Here is a 21,964-nt window from a genome sequence, read left to right on the forward strand (position 1 = left end):
TTCCTCTAGAGTATGCATCCAGTAAGTGGAATAATATCCTAACGTTAGCGATCGCGTACAAGCAAATGGTCCAATATGATGTCGCAAACATCTACTGCTTCAATTCTATCCGAAGCTATATATTGGGTTTGTTGAGAGATAAGCAGTGGTCCCTCAGCTAAGTTTGTATTAAGTGCGCCGTGTGAGCCTTTAACTAAGCTGGCATCTAGCGGCGTGAACTCCATAAGTGTGCGAAAGCCTAGTTTTTTCTTAAGTAGTGTCCCTGCAATCTTGGGTTTGGCCAGTGTAATTGTCGGATCAATGAACATTTCGGCTGGATCATAGCCTGGTTTACGATGAATATCGACGGTGCGAGCAAAATCAGGCGCACGGCTATCATCTAACCAGTAGTAATAGGTAAACCAGGCGTTAGGCTCAGCAAGCGCAATGAGTTCACCTGAGCGAGGATGATCGAGGTGATAGTTTTGTTTACCTTCTTCATCTAGTACCTGGGAAACACCATCAACAGTTTCTAAAAGTGCTTGGACCTGAGAAACCTCTGACGGGTTATCAACGTAGATATGAGCAATCTGATGGTCAGCTACTGCAAACGCTTTACTCGCTCCAGCATCTAATAGCTCTTTACCTAGTTCTTCTCGAACAGCAATGAATCCTTTTTCTCGCAGAATGCGATTGAGATGAACTGGTTTTGAAACCGGTTGAATACCATACTCTGAAAGCACGATCACCTGCGCTCCTCGCGCTTCGTAGTAGTCAATGAGATCACCGCAAACCTGGTCAATCTCTTGTAGGTCAGTTTCGATATGCTCGGGCCTGCTACCTACTTTCTGACAGCAGTAATCTAGATGGGGAAGATAAACCAAAGTCAACGTCGGATTGTGTTGGGCGTCTACCCATTTAGCAGACGCTGCAATCCATTGGCTAGATTCGATTGAGGTGACCGGGCCCCAAAACTTGAAAAGCGGAAACTGTCCAAGCGTTTCTTGTAACTGGGGGCGAAGGCTAGCTGGTTTGGTGTTGATATCAGGAAGTTTTCGGCCATCTGCTGGGTACATTGGACGCGGCGTTACCTCATAGTCAGCCGTCGAGTACATGTTGTACCACCAGAACATATTGGCACAGGTGAAAGTAGGATCAATCTCTCTGGCTATATCCCAAATTTTAGGTGCTTGGACAAGCTTATTCGACTGCCGCCAAAACTTTACCTCACAGTCATCGCGAAAGTACCAACCATTAGCAACAATGCCATGTTCATCAGGATATTTTCCGGTCAGATAAGTAGATTGAACCGTACAGGTTACTGCGGGAAGCACTGGCTCAATCGCAACCTGCTTGCCTTTAGTCAGCCAGTGAGATAAATACGGGGTGTACTGACCAATCAGATCTTTAGTCAGGCCAACAACATTAAGAACAACAGTTTTTTGCATGGATTAGAGGAGTACTTTATGCACAAAGACTTGAAAGATTATTTGATATAACGAGTGAAGAATGTGTACTCAAGACTCAGCTTGGCCTAAGTAGGTGAGTTAGCTTTTGCTCTACTGTAGGTAGATCTGTTATAGGTAGATCTGTGGGTGAAGCCGCCCTTTACTAGCTACTATTGTTTGAAAATAAGCATGGGCTCGTCTGTGCAGGAATAGCTATAGGCTAAGGCAATTTACAGACGGTGCCAGATAGCTGCTAGGTAGCCAAGGCCTTTAGCACCCATTCATACTCTCGCTGAATGGAAGTGAGCATATCGAGTTTCATATCGGGGGGCAATACGTCCCAAGTGTAGGTCTCGATCTCAAGATGAGAGCAGCCTGCATGACTTTTCAGAGCTAATAAGAAGGTAGAGATATCAGCTTGGGTAGATTGAAAGGCTTGATATCGATCGACAAAGATAGGCACATGAAAGTGAGTGCGCCATTCTTGGGCGTCACTGCTGATGAAATGAGGGAGTGCCTGCTGCAGATCGGCATGTTGTTTTAGATCGCCACTGCTGCTACGTTCGATTACTTGATGTAGGTAAGTTGATTCGGCAAAAGTCTCAAGCTGAGCGGCCATCCACTGACGTTTTTCTACATCACTGGGTAATTCAATTCGTAGGGCCGCGCTTAGCTGACCTTTGCCAATCTTGATACCAGCCGCCTGAAACTGTTCAAATACCTGCTGAGGTTGCTCATATTCAACTGCAAAGTGACAGGTGTCATAGCAAATTTGAATATGATTTAGCAGATGTTGCTCTGCCTGCGTTTGGGAGATTCCTAGCTCTTCTCTTAGCCAGGCACCGCCGATAGGTAGCAGCCAATCATTGAAATAGGCAATGACTTCAGTCGCGTTCTCTAAGAGCCCATCGGGTTCGGGCTCAAGATCAATGTGTAAGCGTTGATTTTTGCATTGTTCTATCGCGACCAACTTAGCAGTGACTTGAGCTAGCTGCTGCGTGCTAACAGCAAATACGATTTCACGCGCTTCTTGGTCATCTACCCACCATGGCTTGTAAGAGAGTGGAACGGTAGAGATGCCGCCGTCCATGCCACTAGGTAAAAGAGTAGAAAGAATGTCTATCAAGCGTAATGTATAGTCTAGCCGTTCGGGTTTTGACCAGTCAGGTGCATAGACATTGTCTTTTACTACCTGATGATGAAATCCCCCATAGGGAAAGCCATTGATAGTAAAAACGTATAGGTTTTCTGACTCTAGCCAAGCTTTGAATGTATCTAGTTGATCTCCTGCTAGGATTTCTCGGGAAGCTAGATCTGATAGCCTAAGGCCAATGCCAAAGGATGATTGTGCACAGAGCCTCTGTTTTAGTGGGGGTAAATAGGTTTCAAGATTTTGCCTGACTTCTGCCCAAGTTTCACCCGGATGAATATTAGAGCAGTAGGTGAGGTGCAAGGCCTGGTCGTCTTCTGTAGAGTAATTAACTTTCATCTAGGACTCCTGCAACAGTGCGATCGCCTGGCGATAGACATCAAAGTCTACCTCATGCACCTCAAAGCCCAGGCCGATTGCCTTTAGCAACATGATCGTTAGCTCACCCCCTAGATGCTCTCTAAACTCGCTCAATCCTCGAAAGATAGAGTCAGAATGATCTGGCTGTTCGAGATAACTACTTAGTTCAGGCGCATAGAGTGTAAAGCCTAGTCGTTTGAGCGTGTTGAGTATGCGCTGCCAGTCACTGGCCTGAAGGTAGCCCTGGAGGTAAGAATAAGTGCTATCTAACGCAATCCCAATAGCAACTGCTTCGCCGTGACGTAGTCCATAGTTGGTTAGGTGCTCTAAACGGTGAGCTGCCCAGTGCCCAAAATCAAGCGGACGTGAGGAACCCTTCTCGAACGGATCTCCATATCCACCGATATGCTCTATGTGGTGCTTAGCGCAGCGATAGACTAATTCTTTCATCGCTTCCATATTGCGTCTATCGAGTGCTGAAGCCGATGTTTCAATAAAGCTGAAGAAATCTGCATCTTTGATCAAGGAAACTTTCACTGCTTCTGGAATGCCTGATCGCCAGTCGCGATCGCCTAAAGCTTCTAGAAAAGTGAAATCATTGAACACCAACGTCGGAGGTGCAAAAGTACCTAGAAAATTCTTCTTGCCGAAGGCATTAATTCCATTTTTGACGCCAACACCAGAGTCATTTTGAGCCAATACAGTCGTGGGTACACGAATTAGCCGCACCCCACGATGGGCCGTTGCTGCCGCATAGCCAACCATATCTAAAACAGCGCCGCCGCCGATAGCCATCACATAAGAGTGTCGACAGATCGCTGTTCTATTGACCGCCGCTTGAATCTTCTCTACCCACTCGGCACTCTGTTTGACAAACTCTCCGCCGGGTACCATCAACGGCTCTGCCACTAGCGTGATCGCCTCTGAATAGCGCTCTGCATAGGCGGTTATTTGGTCGATGAGCTGAGGATAAGCTTGCAATACCCCCGAATCCACTACCACAAAGATCTGCGTTGATGACGTTTTGCTCTGTATCAACACATCTGCTAGAAGGGGATTGTTAGGGCGAAATAGCCCTTCTGTAAAATGTACGTCGTAGGTGAAGCGCACGCTGAAATCTTGTTGAAGCGGTTTGAGCTGCGTAGGAGCGATAGTGAGTGTCATATTCGATGATTGGTTAGTGAGATATCCAGAAAGGTTTTGGTAAGTTAGCGTGGTCTATAGATAGTCCAAAGTAAGGCGATTTGATTGCTATCGGTCACGATCTTGTTAGCCGGTATTAGCCCAGCTATGCCTGCTAAGTCACAGCAAAAAGCTTGGCCAATCCTCTTGAAATCGGCAGCAAAGAGAGAACGCAAAGTCCATAGATCCAATTAGTAAATCCAGAGGCGATCGCCGCATCTAGAATAATTAGACAGATGATGCCAGCTTTGACCGCGGCTCGGATCTGCTCAGCAGTAGGCGCGATCGTAGCTTGAACAAACTTAGGTAGTACTAAGACAACAAACAATAGAGCAAAAGGAAGACTGCCTAGCCCCCCATAGGTAGGTAGAAGAGTCAGACCAGCGATACTAGCAATCACTAAACCCAGCAGCAACAGCGCAACGATGCCTGTCGATCGATTACCGCCATGAACTTCACCTCGGCTAATAGTCGTAATTCCCGCGATATAGAGAACAGGAATTAGCGCTAAGAACCAATAAGATTCAACAGCAAGCGGCATAGCACTCACGCCTAAAAGCAAATTTGCCCCCCGGCAAAGACCCATGTTCAGCGGGCCAAGTAGGGAATGATGCTTGGCTATCGCATCATAACTAAGCGCAGTCACTGCGATGAATACACTCAGTAGCGCACTTAATAGAGATACCTGAGCTGCAGCCATCACTCCAACCAACAACAGAATAGAGCCTAAAGCAATAGCTTCTTGCTTAGTAGCTCTACCCGAAGGGATAGGACGTTCTGGTCGTTCTTCAGCATCTAGATCAGCATCAAATACATCGTTGAAGACGACACCACCGCCGTAAAGCCCCGTGGTAGCAAGCAACAGCCAGCCTAAAGAAGCTGAAGTCGCCACGGATGTAGCCGCTGTTAGAGTGAATAGGCTTGAGGCTGCACCTGAAGCAGCGTAGCCTAAGAGAATATCAGCCCAAGCAGTGAGGATATTGGCAGGCCGCATCATTTGTAGATAGGCTACAAGGGTAGAGTCGTGAGAAGACGTTGCACTCATGGTTGGTCTGAGTAAAGTTGTTCGGTTTCCTTGCTGAGGTCGTTCTTTAAGTTAGGTTGTGCGAGCAAATCAATTGGATTAATTGAACAGTTCTAATCCAATAGGTCTACTGATCTATGATCTATCTAACGAGATCTTCTAGATAGATCTAATCGATTAATAGTGAAGCCAGCTGCTTTGAATCAGTGATCGGTTGTTGCCCTCGCAGAACAGAATTACCGTCGTAAAGCTGCCTTTGATCTACTGCTGGTGGATTGGTCCAATCGGTTTCTTTCATTTCGCCACTTTGTCCATAGGCGCTTAGAGCGTTTTCATAACAAACCTTGCGGATATGATCGGCGGGGATACCCATCTGCTCCATCAGCTGAGCGGTTTTAGGAACGGCTAGTGGATCGCTCAAACCCCAGTCAGCGGCGCTATCAACAATAATGCGATTACAGCCATACTGACGCACCAGTTCTACCATGCGCTTATTCCCCATTTTTGTCTTAGGATAGATCGAGAAAGCTGCCCAAAAGCCTCGGTCTAGAACTTCTTTGGCCGTTTCTTCATTCGCATGGTCGATGATGACCTTAGAGGGATCTACACCATATTCTGCGCAAACATCCATACTGCGAGAAGTGCCTTCTTTCTTATTGCGATGAGGCGTATGAACCAGCACAGGCTTGTCGACTTCTTTGGCTAGCTCCAGCTGTAGACCAAAATACTTGTCTTCGGCTGGGGTCATCTCGTCGTAGCCAATCTCGCCGATAGCAACCACGCCTTCTTTACACGCAAATAGCGGTAACAGGTCCATGACTTCATCAGCGATATCTGGATTGTTGGCTTCTTTGGGATTAAGCGAAATGGTGCAATAGTGACGAATGCCAAACTGAGCTGCGCGGAAACGCTCCCAGCCTACCAAGCTACTGAAGTAATCTTTGAAGCTGCCTGCGCTCGTACGCGGTTGACCCATCCAAAAAGAGGGTTCAATGATGGCGACCACACCGTATTCTCTTAGCACCATGTAGTCGTAGGTGGTGCGAGCAGTCATGTGAATATGCGGATCAATAAAGGTGGCCGTGCTGATATCGTTTGTTTTAACCATGATTTTGTAGATGGATGAGCTGATGTTGTACAAATTGAATGATGCTCGTGAAGCCAAGTCGAAGATAACTGCTCCAAGAGTCATAATCTCTAGATACAGAGTCTTATAAAGGCTTTAGCTAAGCTGCTAGGTACTGTTGACTATACTTGTCCCAATCAAGCTGATAATCTACGATTTCGGCTTTTACAGCAGGATACTGAGACAAGAGCTTTTGAGCCGAAGGTAGCGAGGACTGAATGCAGGCGATCGCTGCCGCTAGCTGTTGCTCTTTTCTAGACGTGTCTAGCGCGCGTTCTAGATCGCTTAAAAATTGATCGTTTAAGAAAGGACCTATCAGTCGCCAAAGTTCAGGTGTGACCTCGCGCTTAGCAGCCCAGCGTTCGTGAGCATAGTCTGAGAGCATACGAGCTAGCTCGGGATTGGCCCGCTGGTCAAGCTGTTGAATCAGATGCAGCGGACTATCAACAAATACCGCCTTGAGCACCATTTGATTCCAAGTAAGTCGTTCGAAATAGTCACCTGGGAAAGGGTTATTAAGCGCGATCGCATTGAAGACTGCCGTTATGCTAGTCCGTAGCCCTTCAGCCGCCCTGGCAACAAACAGGTGAGGATGAGGCAGCAGCGGCAAACTTTGATAGAGTGCAATTTGCTCGCTAACATCAGCTGCGCTAAAAAGCTTTTCAACTAAGGTGTGGTATCGCTGGGCATCATGAGTTGGTAATGATAAAAGTATTAAGCTCCGTCCAGCTTGATCAAGACTCCAACCACTAGGTACCCAGCCTACTCGGATAGAGTTAGCTTCTCGTACATCAGAATCTGCCAGCTTTAAGTCAGCCTTGGTAGTGTAGCGAGGCACTGAACTAAAAGTTGTGAACAGTAGACGTTCTGAGACATCCTTCTTATTTAGCTGTTCTAGCTTATCTTCTAACCAAGCAAGTTGCTCAGAAGACGTCTGCTGCTCAAGCCATTGATACAGCAGCGCTTTAGCTTCTTTAGCTTGTAAAATGTTCGTAGAAGAAGTCATTATGAGATTTGGTTAAAGCGTGGTGTTTACAGGATGCTGTATTTATTTATCGAAAGGGTTCAGTCCAAAGAGAGAGAACTTTGCAGCGGTTAGATCAACAGTTGATTTTTCTAACTGCCTTGAGAGTAACTAACTTGTCTAATCAAAGTTTGTTGCAGCGTCGTTGCAAAAAGGATCTTAATCAAGATATGAAAAATTGGTGAATAGCTTGATTTATGGCAGAAAGTTATGGATAACGCCGTATTGAAGAATTGAAACCTTTCAGCGGCGTTACCCAGTAGGACCAAGTGGTACGGGACTAGTGGATATATCAGATCAGTCTGTAGCCGAAATGGCTAGTAGATGCGAATAACTAAGCACAAAAAAGCTCTGTAACGATAGCTGTTTAAAACTTTAATAATCAAAACAGTTTTGTAACGGATGTAGTAGATATCTCATACCTTTGAAGTAGGATAAGCGGCTTTCTTCAAGGGTCGCTATCCCTTGAACCCTTTACGGTCGGAGTCCTGAGAAGATGTCAGCTATTTCTAAGGTGGCCCCTTCGCTGAGCATAAATTCTCTGTATTGGCAGGGGATGATAGATGTTAATCCGCTGACAGCCTCTAGCCAAACTCAGCTAGCAAAGGTCTTGGCACGCTTGAACTCTCATCCAGCAGCGGGCTGCATCTTGGCTGTCTATCGGCGTAAGGTTGTAGGGATTGCTACTCGTCAAGATCTGATGAGTGCTTTAGCACAAAATCCTAAGTGGGCTAGCATGCGGCTTGCTCAAATAGTGACTCGTCCGGTAATTACTGTAAAGCGCTCGGCAATCACTCATGTCACGCACGTCATAGATTTGTTAGAACAGCATCAAATAAGCTATCTGCCCGTGGTCGACGACAATGACTGTTTACTAGGTCTGATCGACCAAACTCGCCTGCTAAGAGCATTACAAAATCAGTTCACCCATCACTCACCCGAACAGTCAGGACGAGCTCAAATTTTTGCAGATATTACACTCAAAATTCGCCAGTCTTTGCAGCTCAAAGACATTTTGCAAACGACCGTTGACGAGATTCAGCATCTGTTGAATGCGGATCGGGTATTGATCTATCAAGTACTGCCTGATGGCACTGGGAAAGCCGTAAGTGAAGCGGTACAAGCACCTTATCCTTCTATTATAGAAATTCCTTTTCCTGAAGAGGTGTTTCCAGAAGACTACCAGGCGCTCTATGCTGAAGGACGCATACGCGCTGTCACTGATGTGCGTAGCCCAAAGGCAAACATTGCCGAGTGCCTAGTTGAGTTTCTTGCCCAATGGGATGTTCGATCAAAGCTGATTGTTCCGATTGTTCGCCCGATTAGCCCTGCAATTAGTCCTTCTACCAACAGTGCTGAAGATACCGTGCCTGTGCATAAGCATCTTTGGGGACTGTTGATTGCTCACCAGTGCCGCCAGCCTCGCCAGTGGTCAGACCTTGAGCTAGATCTGATGCAGCAGCTTGCCGGGCAAATTAGCCTAGCACTTTCCCAAGGTCAGCTGATGGAGTATTTAGAAGAGCGAGTTAAGTTGCGTACTACCGAGCTGACTCAAGCGAACAATGCTTTGCAGCAAGAAATTCAAGAGCGCAAGCAGATAGGCAAAGCGCTGCGTCAAAGTGAAGCTCAGCTTCGATTAATCACTAACAATTTGCCAGTGCTCATTGCTTATATAGATTGTCACCAACGCTATCAGTTCAACAATTTGAGCTATGAGCAGTGGTTAGGATTTTCACCAGTGGATATGGCTGGAAAAACGATTCAACAAGTAATAGGCGCTGCTCACTATCGGAGCATTCAACCTCATATTGAGACAGTACTCTCCGGTCAACAGGTAACGTATGAGAGTGAACTAACTTTTCGAGATGGACGCGATCGCTCGGTAAGCGTTACCTACATTCCTCACATAGAAACCGCTAAGGAACCAAAATCTTCACAAGCATCTGATTCAGATGAGCACAAACAGAATAATCGGCGAGATTCAAGACAGGTTAAAGGCTTTTTCGCTCTGACAACTGATATTAGCGATCGCAAAGCGATTGAGCGGATGAAAGATGAATTTATTGCCGTCGTCAGTCACGAGCTACGTACACCACTGACCTCTATTCATACTTCTCTTAAATTGCTGGCAACAGGGCTACTTGGCCAACTACTTGCAGAAGGTCAGGAAATGCTAACTGTTGCCGATGAGAATACCGATCGGCTGGTGCGCCTAGTCAATAACGTTCTCGATCTGCAGCGTATAGAATCTGGTGAAGTCACGCTTGATGCGCAGGAATGTGAGGCGGCTGAACTGTTAGATGAAGCCGTTGAGAGTGTGCTGACCATCGCGCAGCAGCATAATATTAGAATAGAGGCCCACGCAGAGTCGCTTTCTATCTGGGCCGATCCAGACTACATTGTGCGGGCGCTGACAAATCTGCTTGGCAACGCGATTAAATTCTCTCCTGCAGGCGAGGTCGTTTGCCTCACTGTCAAAGCTGTTAGTTCGTCTTTAGAAAAACCTAGCACAGATCAAGAAATGGCCTTGTTTTGCGTTCAAGATAACGGACAAGGCATTCCCCACAACAAACTCGACAGCATCTTTGAGCGTTTTCAGCAGGTCGATTCTTCTGACTCTCGTAAAAAAGGAGGGACAGGATTAGGCTTGACTATCTGTCGAAAAATCGTAGAACAGCATGGAGGTAAAATCTGGGCAGAGAGTCAACTAGGTAAAGGCAGCCGCTTTTCCTTTACCGTACCACTTGCGCCTCTTTTGAAGGAATCGTCCGCTCCAGTCTCCTAGAACTGTTCCTAGAACTATCTTGTAGAACTATGCACTCACCAAAACGTATCCTCATTGTCGATGACGAGGAATCTATTCAAAAAGTAGTGAAACTCAGCTTAAAAATTGAGGCTAGTTGGGAGGGAGTGACAGCCTCTTCTGGTGAGGAGGGCATTCGTCAGGCGCAAAGCCTTCAGCCGGATGCTATTTTGCTCGATGTGATGATGCCAGATATGGACGGAATCGCTACCTTTGCTGCCCTAGAGAGAAACCCGAAAACGCGAACGATTCCAGTTATTTTACTAACGGCAAAAACACAGGCATTCGAGAAGCGACTTTTTCAAGAAATTGGTGTTGCTGGTGTGATTACAAAGCCCTTTGAACCCCTATCTTTGGCCAGCAAGATCGCACAGCTACTGCACTGGACTCTTTAGCACCAATGTCTGTATAGGTGAACAGGCCTGTAGATGAACAGCCAAAAGGATACATTGATAGGGGAGCGAATAGGTGAAACGAACAGAAGTATTGAATGAACGACTTCAAATAGCGTAGATAAAACAAGAATACATTCTCACTTACACATCTCACTGTCTCAGTTAACTTGACTGTCGTCGCTTAAGGCGTCACCTGTGGTTTTCCAAGAATATACATCGTTCTCACTGACTTGCCAGATACAATGGATATAAGTGCATAGCAAAACCAGATTGACAGTGCCATTACAAAGGTTATATGAGAGTTCTATTAGTAGATGATGACAATGCACTGGCCTCGCTGCTCACTTCTCAGCTAGCAGCGCACAACTATATTGTTGATCACGTTGCGGATGGGGAAACGGGATGGGCCTATGCCTCTACTTTTGACTATGATCTAGTTGTTTTAGATTGGATGTTGCCTCAGTTGAGCGGGGTTCATTTATGTCAGCGCCTACGTAGGCAAGGCTGTGGCGTGCCAATTCTTCTATTAACCGTAAAGAATGAGCAAAGAAATAAAATAGAAGGCTTAGAGGCAGGTGCAGACGATTACGTCGTTAAACCGTTTGATATGGACGAGCTACTTGCGAGAATTCGAGTACTGCTAAGACGAACGCCTCACGAAACGGAACCAGTTTTAATCTGGGGCAATTTACAGCTCGATCCTATTAGCACTCAGGTGCATTATTCTGGGCAGCTGGTCACACTGACGGCCAAAGAGTATTCTCTTTTAGAACTTTTTTTACGCTCTCCCCATCAGGTATACAGTGCAACGGTTTTGCTAGGTAAGCTGTGGTCCTCTCAAGAATTTCCTAGTGAAGCAACAGTGCGATCGCATCTTCGGCGACTACGGCAAAAGCTCAGTCAAGCAGGAGCTGCGCCCGATTTAATCGAAACAGTCCATGGGCTAGGCTATCGGCTCAAATCATTGGTGATTGATGCAGCGCCCACAGCGGCCAATACCGATGTTCCTGATCAGCGCGCAGCACGCTACCTAGAGGGCCTGACTCAGGCCTGGAAAGCCCATAAGGGAGAAAGTTTGGCTCGCTGGCAAACACTCCTAGAGATTTCTCAGACGCTACAGATGAAAGAACTTAGCGAGCAGCAGCGAACTCAGGCAATGCAGATTGCTCACAGCCTAGCAGGCACATTGGGTACTTTTGGCTTGATGGAAGGATATCGACTCTCTCTACAGGTAGAGCAACTATTGCTACGCTCAGGCGATCGCTCTAGAGTGAGTTTTTCAACTGCTGAAGCTGCTCAGTTTCATACGATTGTGACTACGCTTGGACATACGCTAGACGAAGCGCCTCGGCTAGTTTGTCCTGTCGACAATCCACCAAATGCGCCTAAGGCAATGATGATAGATGTCAACGGCATGTCTTATGTTCAGCAGCTGATGGCGATGGGTATTGCTCAGGGAATAGAGATGAGCGTAATTGCATCTGTAGAAGCAGCGTCACACTCACTGTGGCTTGATCGGCCGCTGAAAACAGCATCAGAATTTCTTACGTCACTGCCTGATATGGTTCTGGTAAATCTGGTAGCAGGGGAAACGAACCCAGTGCTAGATGAGCCAATTTTACAGAAGCTGTTGTACTTTATCCAACAGGTTTCAGAACGTTGGCCGCAGATCAAGATAACAGTAATTACGCCTCAGGCCGACTTTGGCAATCGGTTAGACTTGGTCCGTCGCGGCGGTGTGCTGATATTAGAGTATCCTGTTGTCCCTGCAAAGGTTCTAGAGATAATGTGCCGAATGCTGGAACTAAACGCTCGCCCGAGTAAGATCATGATTGTAGATGACGATGCTCACTATCTTAAGCAGGTAGTTCAACTGCTGCATCCATGGAACTTTGAAATCACGCCTTTAACCAACCCACAGCGGTTTTGGACACTATTCAATCAGGTGCTGCCTGATTTAGTCGTGTTCGATGTTGAGATGCCCCAAATTAATGGATTTGAGCTTGCTAGAGTGTTGCGTAGCCATACTAAGTGGCAGCATCTACCGATTGTGTTTCTAAGTGTGCATGGCGATGCTGCCAAACAAGAACAGGCCTTTGCCATAGGCGCAGACGACTACATTACTAAACCTGTTCATGGAAAGGCCTTCGCTACTAGACTGTTAAACCGCCTTAACCAAACAGCCGATATTCGTCGCCCAGCTTAATCCTTACGTCTAACTGGGTTTGCACAAGGTCTGCACAGCAGGTATAGCAAAGTAAGCATGCATGCTTACTTTGTCTTGATATGCATTCCCTAGTGCCGGACAACGACGCGGGGTCTCACCGCTGCTAGCTATGTTGCTTGTTGTTTCATTGGGTTTTTGGCTAGTGAGAGTGTTCTAAGCAACTCGACAGATGCCGTATAGGCCAAGGTAAGAAGCAGGAAAATCGCCAAGGATCTTGAAAAGTCATGGTTCAGCTCACGCATAAGCCTATTTTGAAACAGCACCCTGCAATTTCTCAACTAGCTACGACGATCAAAAATATTTGGCACAAGCAATTGATGGTGTTTCCCTACGAGGTACCAACCGAATTGGGCTATGTCGAAGGTAGCTTAGAAGGGGAACAGCTAGTTATCCAAAACCTTTGCTATCAGACTCTACAGTTTCGCAAGCTTCACTTAGAACTCGCTAAGGTCGGCAGCAATCTTGATATCTTGCATTGCGTCATGTTTCCCCATCTCTGCTTTGATTTGCCCATTTTCGGGGTAGATATTGTGGTTGCCAGAGGCCACATTACTGCTGCTATTGTGGATTTGTCGCCGGTTTCGCCAGATGGCACCCTCCCTGTTAGCTACCGGCAAGCGCTGGAAGAAATCCCTGTCCCTCAATTCTCCAGTCCCAGAGCGCTACCAGAATGGGGAAGCATCTTCTCAAATCACTGCTTGTTTGTGCGTATAGAGACTCCTCAAGAAGCAATGAGCTTCTTGAATCAGGTGACACAGTACTTAGTGATACACTGCCGACTCGCCTGCGAATCTACTAAAGTTGAAGATACAGCGCGAGCCTCCATATGGGCAGGACAAAAGCACTACTGCCAACAGCAACAGAAAAATGATAAGACCCGCCGAATTCTAGAGCGAGCTTTTGATAAGAAGTGGGCTCAGCGCTATTTGGAGACTATGCTATTCGATTGCGCTAGTCCAGACACCTTTTCTCCTTAATCTGAAAGCTAACCACCTCATGGCAAAACTACAGGTGGCGATTGTGTGCCAGTGACTTCGAAATTGCTGCGCTTGTGGTCGTGAATTTTGAAGATGAGACATCCTGACAGATGTAACCAATTGTAACTTTAATGAGAACAATCGTAATGTTTAGAAAGACCTGAAAAGCTTTTTGTAGAAGAGGTTTAGAGCTTTGTAACCGGATAGATACAAACTTATGCACAATATCTGCACAAGCAAATTGATTAAATCAAAGCATTGGTTCGAGCTACCTAAGTCTGTCGGTAAACCCGTCTGGAAATATTCTTTTTGGTCTTTTTTGTTTTTGCGATGTGTGTAATTTCTGTAGCGGATTGATTACTACTTTGGGGGCCAAGTCCTTCACAGAAGGTTTTATTCATAAACATTCTGTTAGGGATAGTCTCTAAGCGGTAAGCTATCTGCTCTTAGCTGTTTGGGAAAACATTTATTCACAACGCAACAGCATCTGTAGAGAGGACTGTGAAAAGAGATTGTGGTCGAGCTATGTCGATTGAGCAAGCAGTCAAGGAAAGCTTAGGTTTTCCTGGTTTATCTAATGTTTGCTTCAACGAGGTCTAACTGTCAGATATCTGTTAGATATCTGTGTTTTTGAGAAGTAGGAGAGCAATTCCACATGTACGATGTTTTTACGAAAGTGATTTCCCAGGCTGATGCGCGAGGCGAATACATTGGCGAGGACAAACTTGATGCTCTAAACAAGCTGGTGTCAGAGGGCAACAAACGGATTGACACTGTCAACCGCATCACTAGCAACTCCTCTGAGATTGTGTCGAGTGCAGCCCGTTCACTGTTTGCCGAACAGCCGCAGCTAATCGCCCCAGGTGGCAATGCCTATACCTCTCGCCGCATGGCTGCTTGTCTGCGAGATATGGAAATTATTTTGCGCTATGTCACCTACGCCATGTTTACCGGAGACGGTAGTGTCTTGGACGACCGTTGCTTGAACGGTCTGCGTGAAACCTATACCGCGCTGGGCGTCCCGGGCGGCTCTGTGGCTGCTGGGGTCGACAAAATGAAGGATACGGCGATCGCAATTGCCAATAATCGTGAGGGCATCACTCAAGGCGACTGTAGCTCTTTGATGGCCGAACTAGGTGGCTATTTCGATAAAGCTGCCGCCGCTGTCGGATAAAATTTCCCGTCTCCGCTAATTACTCGTCTAAATCGTCCATTTTCATACATTTTTCCAAGAGAGATTCCAACATGAAAACTCCCATGACTGAAGCGGTCGCAGCCGCTGATTCTCAAGGCCGTTTCCTCAGCAGCTCAGAACTACAGGTCGCCTTTGGCCGTTTTCGTCAGGCTCAGGCCGGACTATCTGCCGCTCAATCGTTGACTAAAAACGCTGATAGCTTGGTTAATGGCGCAGCTCAAGCCGTTTATCAAAAGTTTCCATACACCACCCAGATGCAGGGCAGCAACTTTGCTTCTTCATCTACTGGAAAAGAGAAGTGCTCAAGAGATATTGGTTACTACCTGCGGATGGTGACGTACTGTCTGATTGCAGGCGGTACTGGCCCAATGGATGAGTATCTTATCTCTGGCATTCAAGAGATCAACACAACGTTTGATCTTTCTCCTAGCTGGTATGTGGAGGCGCTTAAGCACATTAAGGCTAACCACGGTCTTAGTGGTGATGAAGCAGCTGAAGCAAACTCCTACTTTGACTATGCTATCAATTCGCTAAGCTAACAGCTCACTGCAACAATTTGCTGAGCTGATACCTTCCTGAATGAATCAGCATAGCTGATTGCTAAGCCCTCGTCTCAGGGTTTCTCTCGAAAGAACCTAACGCTAGGAAACCTGAAAACAAAGGTCTTCAGTAGGAAAATGAGCACGAGGGCTTAGCAAAACAATCAAATGCGAGTCCTTATCCTCCACGAAAGACTAGGGATATCAGCATTTTCAGGCATGTTCTAGGCCAAGACGACAAGGAGATGTGATCAACATGACGAGCGAAACTTCTGCAAGATTATTAGGATTCGAGCCCTTTGTACAATTCACCCCGGTAGAGCTGCGCCACAATGCTTCTGAATCCGACATTCAAGGGATAATTTGGGCGACTTATCGACAGGTGTTAGGCAACGACCATGTGATGAGCGCAGAACGATTGATCAGTAGCGAGTCTTTGCTTAGACAAGGTCATATCAGAGTCTGTGATTTCGTTCGGACGCTGGCGCTATCTGAACTTTACAAGGAAAAATTCTTTTATAGCACGCCTAATGTACGTTTCATTGAGCTGAACTTCAAGCATCTATTAGGCCGTGCACCTTACGATGAATCAGAGATCACTGAGCATGTCAATCTCTATATCCAACAGGGCTATGAAGCAGAAATCAATAGCTATATAGATTCGGCTGAATACCAAGATAATTTTGGTGAACAGATCGTGCCTTACTACCGAGGCTTTGCAACCCAAAGAGGACAAAAAACGGTCGGATTTGGCCGGATCTTTCAGCTCTATCGGGGAGTAGCTAGTAGCGATCGCGCCCGTGTCAACCACAAAAAAGGCACTCTAACCACAGAATTAGCTCGCAACTCAGCTAGCCCAGTTCGAGCGGCTAACACGAGTAAAGAACTACAAGGGGTGACTGGAGGTAATCGTGAGCAGCTATATCGCATTCGAGTGTCACAATCGGCCAGCCAGCGACGACCTCAGGTCCGCTTAGGTATGCAGGAATACGTTGTCTCCTATGAGCTGCTTTCCTCGACGCTGCAGCGACTCAACCAAAGAGGGTGTCGAATTATGGATGTTTCACCAGCATAGCCTGCTGTAAGTGCCCTCCCAAAGTAGCCTCTCGATCACGATTGCCCCGTTAAAAATTTCAATATCACATTACTAGGAGAAACGATCAGTGTCCATTACAGCCGCCGCTAACAGGCTAGGAACCGTCCCCTTTACCGACCAACAGCCCGTAGAAATGCGGCCAAAGGCTTCTTCAGACGATGCCCAAGCTGTTATCTATGCCGCTTATCGGCAAGTCTTAGGGAATGACTATTTAATGCGATCAGAGCGTTTATCTGCATTAGAGTCTCTAGTCACCAATGGGACACTGAGCGTTAGAGATTTTGTTCGAGCGATCGCTAAGTCCGAGCTGTATAAAACAAAGTTTTTGTACCCTAATTTTCAAACCCGCGTGATTGAGCTTAATCTCAAGCATCTTCTAGGTCGTGCGCCCTACGACGAATCCGAAGTGATTGAACATCTCGATCGCTATCAGAATGAAGGATTTGAGGCTGATATTGACTCCTATATTGACTCAGAGGAGTACGAAACCAACTTTGGCGATAGCATTGTGCCTTACTGTCGCGGCTTTAGCACTCAGAATGGCCAGAAGATAGCGGGTTTTACGCGCATGTTCAGCCTATATCGGGGCTATGCCAATAGCGATCGCGCCCAAATCGCTGGTGCACCCTCCCGCTTAGCTCAAGAGCTGGCTCAAAATAGCATTTCAGCCGTGGTTCCTCCCTCGTCTAGCAGTGATAACAATGGTTGGGCCTATCGCCGTGCCAAAAACTCTACCAACAATAATCGGGCCTTTGCCAGACCTGGTTCTACCACAGGTCGCGACAGCTTGTATCGGATCGAGGTAGCAGGACGACGGCGTCCAGGCTATCCCAGCATTCGACGCAGCAACCGAGTGCTGATTGTTTCTTACGAGGCACTTAATGAGACCCTCAAGAGAATAAGCCAAAGTGGTGGTCGTATTGCCAATATCACTAAAGCGTGAGCGTTCAAAAGCTTTTCTCATATAGCAGTTTCTCAATCTATCCTCTTTATTCCATTACTAGGCACTTATCATGTTAGGACAGAGCGCTACCAGTACCGCCTCTAGCGTAGATAATCGAATTTTCGTTTATGAAGTGACGGGCCTAAGCCAAAACGAGCTGACTGCTCGCCAACGCTCACCCATACGCAGCAGTCAAAACCAATTTGTTCAGGTACCTTTCCATCGTATGAATCAGGAAATGCGACGGATTACGATGCTAGGCGGAGAGATTGTTAGGATTTTGCCGCTAGGGGACAGTACAAAGGCTAGTCCTACTCCCTCAGAGTCTGAGAGTCCAAATGAAACCCGTAGTGATGAAGCTACGAAGAGTTCTGCCAATTAGTGAGCGTTTAGGATTCTCTCCTACTATATACCCACCATAGATAATACCCATCATAGATAATGAGCTAATAAAAAATCTATGTCTGCTATAGGCTATAGCAGACATAGATTTTTTAAATGAGCAGATTCTCTTGAAGAGAGAAACGGATTTCCTCATGGTAATTGTTTCTTTTTCTTAAACTTCCGTAGTCTCTGGTCACGAAACTTTTATCCTTATGAATTAAGATAGATAAGTATAAGTACTTATCTGTTGAAAGAGAGTGTTTATAAGGAGAATGTCTGTGTCTTTGCCGTTGCTAAGCTATCCTGTTTCTAGTCAGAATCAGAGAGTGCCAGGGTTTGAAGTGCCTGGTGATGAACAACCTTATCAGTATTCAACTGATCGGCTGCTCTCAGGTCAGGAACTAGACAACCTAATTTTGGCTGCCTACCGTCGTATCTTCAACGAACAGCAGGTATTAGCCAGTACCCGAGAGCGTTCTCTTGAATCTCAGCTTGCGGGTAAACAAATTACGGTTAGAGATTTTATCAAGGGATTATTACTCTCTGATACATTCCGTCGCCGGAATTACGAGTGCAACAATAACTATCGCTTTGTGCAAATGTGCATTCAGCGGGTGCTAGGTCGCGATGTGTACGACAATCGCGAAAAGTTAGCTTGGTCTACGGTGCTGGCAACAAAGGGATTAGAAGGCTTTGTTACAGAACTATTAGAAAGCGATGAATACTTAGATAACTTCGGGCTAGACACCGTACCTTATCAACGACGGCGTATACTCGCTCAGCATACAACTGGTGAGCTTCCTTTCGAGCGGATGCCCCGCTATGGCCAAGATTATCTAGCTCAACTAGAGGCGTTGGGCAATGACTTCTCAAGCGATCGCCAGGTTGTAGAAGCACCCTATCTGCGTCCATCGGCAACTGTTCTACAGATTGCCGGCTGGTTGACAAAAGCAGGTGGGGTGGCGCTAGCAGCTCTCGTGCTGGCGGTTGTACTTTCTTGGTTTGGCTGGATCAGTCTCTAAGTTCGATCCTTTGTTTTAGGAGTTTTAGGAAAAGTATATTTCGCTATACTTTTCCTTTCGCAGCTCAACGTAACAACCTCAAGCAAGTGTTTTCAGCTATTGAGTATCTCTTTTATCTGGTCTTTAGCTACTTCTAGAGCTTCAGGTAGCTTTGTTGCGTCGCGTCCACCCGCCTGAGCAAAGTGAGGCCGACCACCACCACCACCGCCAGTCAGTTTGGCAATACCACCGATAAACTTACCTGCTTGTAGCCCTTTACTAATCACTGGCTTACTAAAAGCAGCGACCAAACTGACTTTGCCCTCAGTAGGAACAGACCCTAACACGACGGCGCCATCGCCCAGCTTTTGCAGCAGTCTTTCAGCGGCTGTCTTTAGCGCATCAGCTTCTACAGCCTCTAGATTCGCAACAATGATTGGAATTCCGCCTATGGCTTCCGCCTTGTTCAAAAGCTGATCAGATTTCGCCAGGGCTAGTTCCGACTTGAGCGCAGCTAGGTCTTTCTGAGCATTTTTGAGTTCGGTTTGTAGAGCAGTGACGCGATCGCTAATCTCTTCTGGCTTGGTCTTGAACCGGGCACTAAGGTCTCTAACGATGCGATCGCGCACTTCTAAGTAGTCTAAAACCGCCGGTCCGGCCACTGCTTCGATACGTCTGATGCCAGCGGCGATACCCGTCTCAGAGATAATTTTAAACACGCCAATCTCAGCAGTATTGCTCACATGCGTACCGCCGCATAGCTCCATCGAAACGCCAGGATAGTCAATCACCCGTACTTCATCGCCGTATTTTTCACCAAACATCGCCACTGCGCCTTTAGCCTTAGCTTCCGCGATCGGCATAGTTTGCACGTCGGCGTCATGAGCTTCGGCAATCCAGCTGTTCACCTGTTTTTCTACCTGCTGCAACTGCTCTGGTGTTAGCGCCTGCGGACAGTGAAAGTCGAAACGTAACCGATCAAAATCAACTAGAGAGCCTGCTTGTGAAATTGACTCATTCACTAAACTCTTTAATGCCGCCTGAAGTAAGTGAGTGGCCGTATGGTTGGCCTGAGCACGGCGACGGCAAGCCCGATCGATCTGGGCGCTTACTTGACTATCAACCGTGAGACTGCCGCGCTCAACTTTACCGAAGTGGACAAAGAAAGCCCCTTCCTTTTTCACATCCTCGATGCGAATAACAACGGTATCACCCGATAGATAGCCGCGATCGCCAATCTGCCCCCCCGACTCTGCATAGAAGGGCGTTTGATCTAGGACTATCTGCACATCATCGCCGGTTTCAGCTAGGTCAACCGACTCTCCATTAATCAAGATCGCTTCTACCCGACTTTGACTGTTTAAACGCTGATAACCAATAAACTCAGTAGAGTCAATCTGCTCAGCTAGCGTGTCCAAGCTGCTTTGAACGGTAAGGTCAATTGTTTCATGCGCTGCCTTTGAACGCTCTCGCTGTTGGGACATCTCTATCTCAAAGCGTTCAGTATCTACTGTGATGCCACTTTCTTCCGCAATTTCTTGCGTCAACTCTAAGGGAAAGCCATAGGTGTCATATAGCTCGAACGCATCTTTACCTGACACCTGCTTAGGCTGCTCTGCCAAGATATCGGCTAGTCTCTTTTCACCTCTAGCGAGTGTCTGTAGAAACTGGGTCTCTTCTCTATCTAGCTCGTTCTTGATTGCGGTCTCACGAGTGCGTACTGCTGGATAAGCGTCTTCAGTAAGCGCTATTGAGCGTTCAGCGACTTCAGTTGTGAAAGGCCGATCAATGCCTAGTAATCTACCGTGACGTACCACGCGGCGAATTAATCGGCGCAACACATAGCCTCTGCCCACATTAGAGGCGCTAATCCCATCGGCGACCATATGCATCACCGCCCGCACATGATCGCCAATCACCTTCAGTGATACTTTCTGCGCATCAGTTGCTTGGTGGTAGTCGAGATTCGCGATCTGGGCTGCCGCCTGAATGATTGGCAAGATTAGATCAGTCTCGTAGTTATTTGGTACGCCCTGCAAGATCTGAGCCATCCGCTCTAGCCCTAGACCCGTGTCAATGTTCTGTGCCTGCAGGGGTTCTAAATTACCTTCTGCGTCGCGATTGTACTGCATGAAGACAAGGTTGTAGTACTCAATAAATCGGGTGTCGTCTTCAAGATCGATAGTATCGTCGCCGCGTTCAGGATGAAAGTCATAGTAAAGCTCTGAGCAGGGACCGCAGGGGCCGGTCGGACCAGATTTCCAGAAGTTATCTGCTTCGCCCATGCGAATGATCCGATTTTCGGGGATGCCAATTTCGTCTCGCCAAATCGCAAAGGCTTCGTCATCGTCTCGAAAGATACTAGGAACAATGCGATCAGCAGGCAGCTTAAAGATCTCTGTTGAAAGTTCCCAAGCCCATGCTATTGCTTGCGCTTTGAAATAGTCACCAAAGCTGAAGTTGCCTAGCATTTCAAAAAACGTATGATGGCGAGCGGTGCGCCCAACATTCTCGATATCGTTGGTGCGAATACACTTTTGTGAGGTGGTTGCTCTATCAAACTCTACCGAGCGCTGACCTAGGAAGATGGGCTTAAAAGGGAGCATACCCGCGATCGTTAGCAGCACAGTTGGATCTTCGGGCACAAGTGACGCGCTATCGAGGATTCTGTGGCCTCTAGCTTCATAGAACGACAAAAACTGCTTGCGTATGTCGGCGCCGCTTAGGAAAGGAAGCTGTGGAGAATTGGACTTTGAGTTTGAAGTGGTAACAGACATAAGCGAGGGCTGCAGGCTTTAGAGAAGCTCGAATTTTGACAGAGGGCAAAATTCCCTAGATTTGATCAATGTTGCCACACTCTAGGATGTTCTATGGCATTTTGTCCTAACAAGTTTGAATCCGGTTGGTTCGTAGCTTAATAGCAACAACAAACATCGGTAGGCTCCTTTAGCTTTGGAAGCTCAACATCTTTATGGATAGCACTCTGTTGATCTAGATGAAGCTACTCGCATAGAGCGGGTTAAATTAGCTGAAGGTAAAAGCGCATCTTGAGCGCTATCAGGTAGCTAGCGGCGTAAACATATGACATTGCCATTCTAAGGTTAACCTTGT

The 21,964-nt window shown here is 46.8% G+C and carries 17 protein-coding genes; 10 read left to right on the forward strand and 7 right to left on the reverse strand.

Annotated elements, in window-relative coordinates; all coding sequences use genetic code 11:
- Positions 1 to 44: 44 nt before the first annotated feature.
- The 6 genes from S7335_RS17145 to S7335_RS17170 form a co-directional block, all read right to left on the reverse strand.
- Positions 45 to 1,427 carry an alkaline phosphatase family protein gene (locus tag S7335_RS17145; RefSeq protein ID WP_006457275.1) on the reverse strand — a complete coding sequence of 461 codons (1,383 nt, stop codon included), beginning with the start codon at positions 1,425 to 1,427 and terminating at the stop codon, positions 45 to 47.
- Between the two features lie 253 nt (positions 1,428 to 1,680).
- A complete protein-coding gene (gene eboE / locus S7335_RS17150; protein WP_006455338.1) occupies positions 1,681 to 2,916 on the reverse strand; it encodes a metabolite traffic protein EboE in 1,236 nt (411 codons plus the stop codon).
- Positions 2,917 to 4,101: a 3-dehydroquinate synthase gene (locus S7335_RS17155; RefSeq protein WP_038016460.1), complete on the reverse strand. Its 1,185-nt coding sequence runs from the start codon at positions 4,099 to 4,101 to the stop codon at positions 2,917 to 2,919.
- A gap of 133 nt (positions 4,102 to 4,234) precedes the next feature.
- Positions 4,235 to 5,164: a UbiA-like protein EboC gene (gene eboC, locus S7335_RS17160; RefSeq protein ID WP_006454684.1), complete on the reverse strand. Its 930-nt coding sequence runs from the start codon at positions 5,162 to 5,164 to the stop codon at positions 4,235 to 4,237.
- 148 nt (positions 5,165 to 5,312) lie between these two features.
- The gene (locus S7335_RS17165; RefSeq protein ID WP_050766004.1) at positions 5,313 to 6,251 is read right to left on the reverse strand and encodes a TatD family hydrolase; all 939 of its coding nucleotides are present in this window, start codon (positions 6,249 to 6,251) and stop codon (positions 5,313 to 5,315) included.
- Positions 6,252 to 6,369: 118 nt separating this feature from the next.
- Entirely contained in the window at positions 6,370 to 7,275 is a 906-nt protein-coding gene (locus tag S7335_RS17170) for an EboA family metabolite traffic protein (protein WP_006455707.1), read from the reverse strand.
- A 514-nt stretch (positions 7,276 to 7,789) separates the two neighbouring features.
- Between S7335_RS17170 and S7335_RS17175 the strand changes: the two genes are divergently transcribed.
- From S7335_RS17175 to S7335_RS17220, 10 genes are all read left to right on the forward strand, one after another.
- Complete coding sequence (locus S7335_RS17175) at positions 7,790 to 10,078, forward strand: ATP-binding protein (protein ID WP_006457142.1); 2,289 nt, start codon at positions 7,790 to 7,792, stop codon at positions 10,076 to 10,078.
- Between the two features lie 29 nt (positions 10,079 to 10,107).
- Positions 10,108 to 10,491, forward strand: coding sequence for a response regulator (locus S7335_RS17180; RefSeq protein WP_006453619.1), 384 nt, complete (start codon positions 10,108 to 10,110; stop codon positions 10,489 to 10,491).
- A gap of 295 nt (positions 10,492 to 10,786) precedes the next feature.
- Entirely contained in the window at positions 10,787 to 12,697 is a 1,911-nt protein-coding gene (locus S7335_RS17185; RefSeq protein WP_006455990.1) for a response regulator, read from the forward strand.
- A gap of 245 nt (positions 12,698 to 12,942) precedes the next feature.
- Positions 12,943 to 13,695, forward strand: a complete 753-nt coding sequence (locus S7335_RS17190) for a phycocyanobilin:ferredoxin oxidoreductase (protein WP_006453891.1) — start codon at positions 12,943 to 12,945, stop codon at positions 13,693 to 13,695.
- A gap of 655 nt (positions 13,696 to 14,350) precedes the next feature.
- A complete protein-coding gene (locus S7335_RS17195; RefSeq protein WP_006456522.1) occupies positions 14,351 to 14,869 on the forward strand; it encodes a phycocyanin subunit beta in 519 nt (172 codons plus the stop codon).
- A 71-nt stretch (positions 14,870 to 14,940) separates the two neighbouring features.
- Positions 14,941 to 15,429 (forward strand): phycocyanin subunit alpha, encoded by a 489-nt coding sequence (cpcA, locus tag S7335_RS17200; protein WP_006454294.1) that lies wholly within the window; start codon positions 14,941 to 14,943, stop codon positions 15,427 to 15,429.
- Positions 15,430 to 15,685: 256 nt separating this feature from the next.
- On the forward strand, positions 15,686 to 16,504 hold the full coding sequence (locus S7335_RS17205) for a phycobilisome rod-core linker polypeptide (RefSeq protein ID WP_006456095.1): 819 nt from the start codon (positions 15,686 to 15,688) through the stop codon (positions 16,502 to 16,504).
- Positions 16,505 to 16,592: 88 nt separating this feature from the next.
- The gene (locus S7335_RS17210; protein WP_006456591.1) at positions 16,593 to 17,468 is read left to right on the forward strand and encodes a phycobilisome linker polypeptide; all 876 of its coding nucleotides are present in this window, start codon (positions 16,593 to 16,595) and stop codon (positions 17,466 to 17,468) included.
- A 70-nt stretch (positions 17,469 to 17,538) separates the two neighbouring features.
- Entirely contained in the window at positions 17,539 to 17,850 is a 312-nt protein-coding gene (locus S7335_RS17215) for a phycobilisome linker polypeptide (protein ID WP_006455575.1), read from the forward strand.
- A 274-nt stretch (positions 17,851 to 18,124) separates the two neighbouring features.
- The gene (locus tag S7335_RS17220; RefSeq protein WP_369791683.1) at positions 18,125 to 18,874 is read left to right on the forward strand and encodes a phycobilisome rod-core linker polypeptide; all 750 of its coding nucleotides are present in this window, start codon (positions 18,125 to 18,127) and stop codon (positions 18,872 to 18,874) included.
- 92 nt (positions 18,875 to 18,966) lie between these two features.
- Here the strand turns inward: S7335_RS17220 and alaS are convergent, their stop codons facing one another.
- Complete coding sequence (gene alaS, locus S7335_RS17225) at positions 18,967 to 21,630, reverse strand: alanine--tRNA ligase (protein ID WP_006457350.1); 2,664 nt, start codon at positions 21,628 to 21,630, stop codon at positions 18,967 to 18,969.
- Between the last annotated feature and the right edge of the window lie 334 nt (positions 21,631 to 21,964).

Source organism: Synechococcus sp. PCC 7335, from assembly GCF_000155595.1.
In the GTDB taxonomy this organism is placed as follows: Bacteria; Cyanobacteriota; Cyanobacteriia; order Phormidesmidales; family Phormidesmidaceae; genus Phormidesmis.

Excerpts from the sequence above, each read along its gene's own strand:
- S7335_RS17195 (WP_006456522.1), top strand. The coding sequence starts at position 14,351 with ATGTACGATGTTTTTACGAAAGTGATTTCCCAGGCTGATGCGCGAGGC.
- eboC (WP_006454684.1), bottom strand. The coding sequence starts at position 5,164 with ATGAGTGCAACGTCTTCTCACGACTCTACCCTTGTAGCCTATCTACAA.
- S7335_RS17170 (WP_006455707.1), bottom strand. The coding sequence starts at position 7,275 with ATGACTTCTTCTACGAACATTTTACAAGCTAAAGAAGCTAAAGCGCTG.
- S7335_RS17180 (WP_006453619.1), top strand. The coding sequence starts at position 10,108 with ATGCACTCACCAAAACGTATCCTCATTGTCGATGACGAGGAATCTATT.
- S7335_RS17215 (WP_006455575.1), top strand. The coding sequence starts at position 17,539 with ATGTTAGGACAGAGCGCTACCAGTACCGCCTCTAGCGTAGATAATCGA.
- S7335_RS17165 (WP_050766004.1), bottom strand. The coding sequence starts at position 6,251 with ATGGTTAAAACAAACGATATCAGCACGGCCACCTTTATTGATCCGCAT.
- S7335_RS17205 (WP_006456095.1), top strand. The coding sequence starts at position 15,686 with ATGACGAGCGAAACTTCTGCAAGATTATTAGGATTCGAGCCCTTTGTA.
- cpcA (WP_006454294.1), top strand. The coding sequence starts at position 14,941 with ATGAAAACTCCCATGACTGAAGCGGTCGCAGCCGCTGATTCTCAAGGC.
- S7335_RS17175 (WP_006457142.1), top strand. The coding sequence starts at position 7,790 with ATGTCAGCTATTTCTAAGGTGGCCCCTTCGCTGAGCATAAATTCTCTG.
- S7335_RS17190 (WP_006453891.1), top strand. The coding sequence starts at position 12,943 with ATGGTTCAGCTCACGCATAAGCCTATTTTGAAACAGCACCCTGCAATT.
- S7335_RS17220 (WP_369791683.1), top strand. The coding sequence starts at position 18,125 with ATGTCTGTGTCTTTGCCGTTGCTAAGCTATCCTGTTTCTAGTCAGAAT.
- alaS (WP_006457350.1), bottom strand. The coding sequence starts at position 21,630 with ATGTCTGTTACCACTTCAAACTCAAAGTCCAATTCTCCACAGCTTCCT.
- S7335_RS17185 (WP_006455990.1), top strand. The coding sequence starts at position 10,787 with ATGAGAGTTCTATTAGTAGATGATGACAATGCACTGGCCTCGCTGCTC.
- eboE (WP_006455338.1), bottom strand. The coding sequence starts at position 2,916 with ATGAAAGTTAATTACTCTACAGAAGACGACCAGGCCTTGCACCTCACC.
- S7335_RS17145 (WP_006457275.1), bottom strand. The coding sequence starts at position 1,427 with ATGCAAAAAACTGTTGTTCTTAATGTTGTTGGCCTGACTAAAGATCTG.
- S7335_RS17155 (WP_038016460.1), bottom strand. The coding sequence starts at position 4,101 with ATGACACTCACTATCGCTCCTACGCAGCTCAAACCGCTTCAACAAGAT.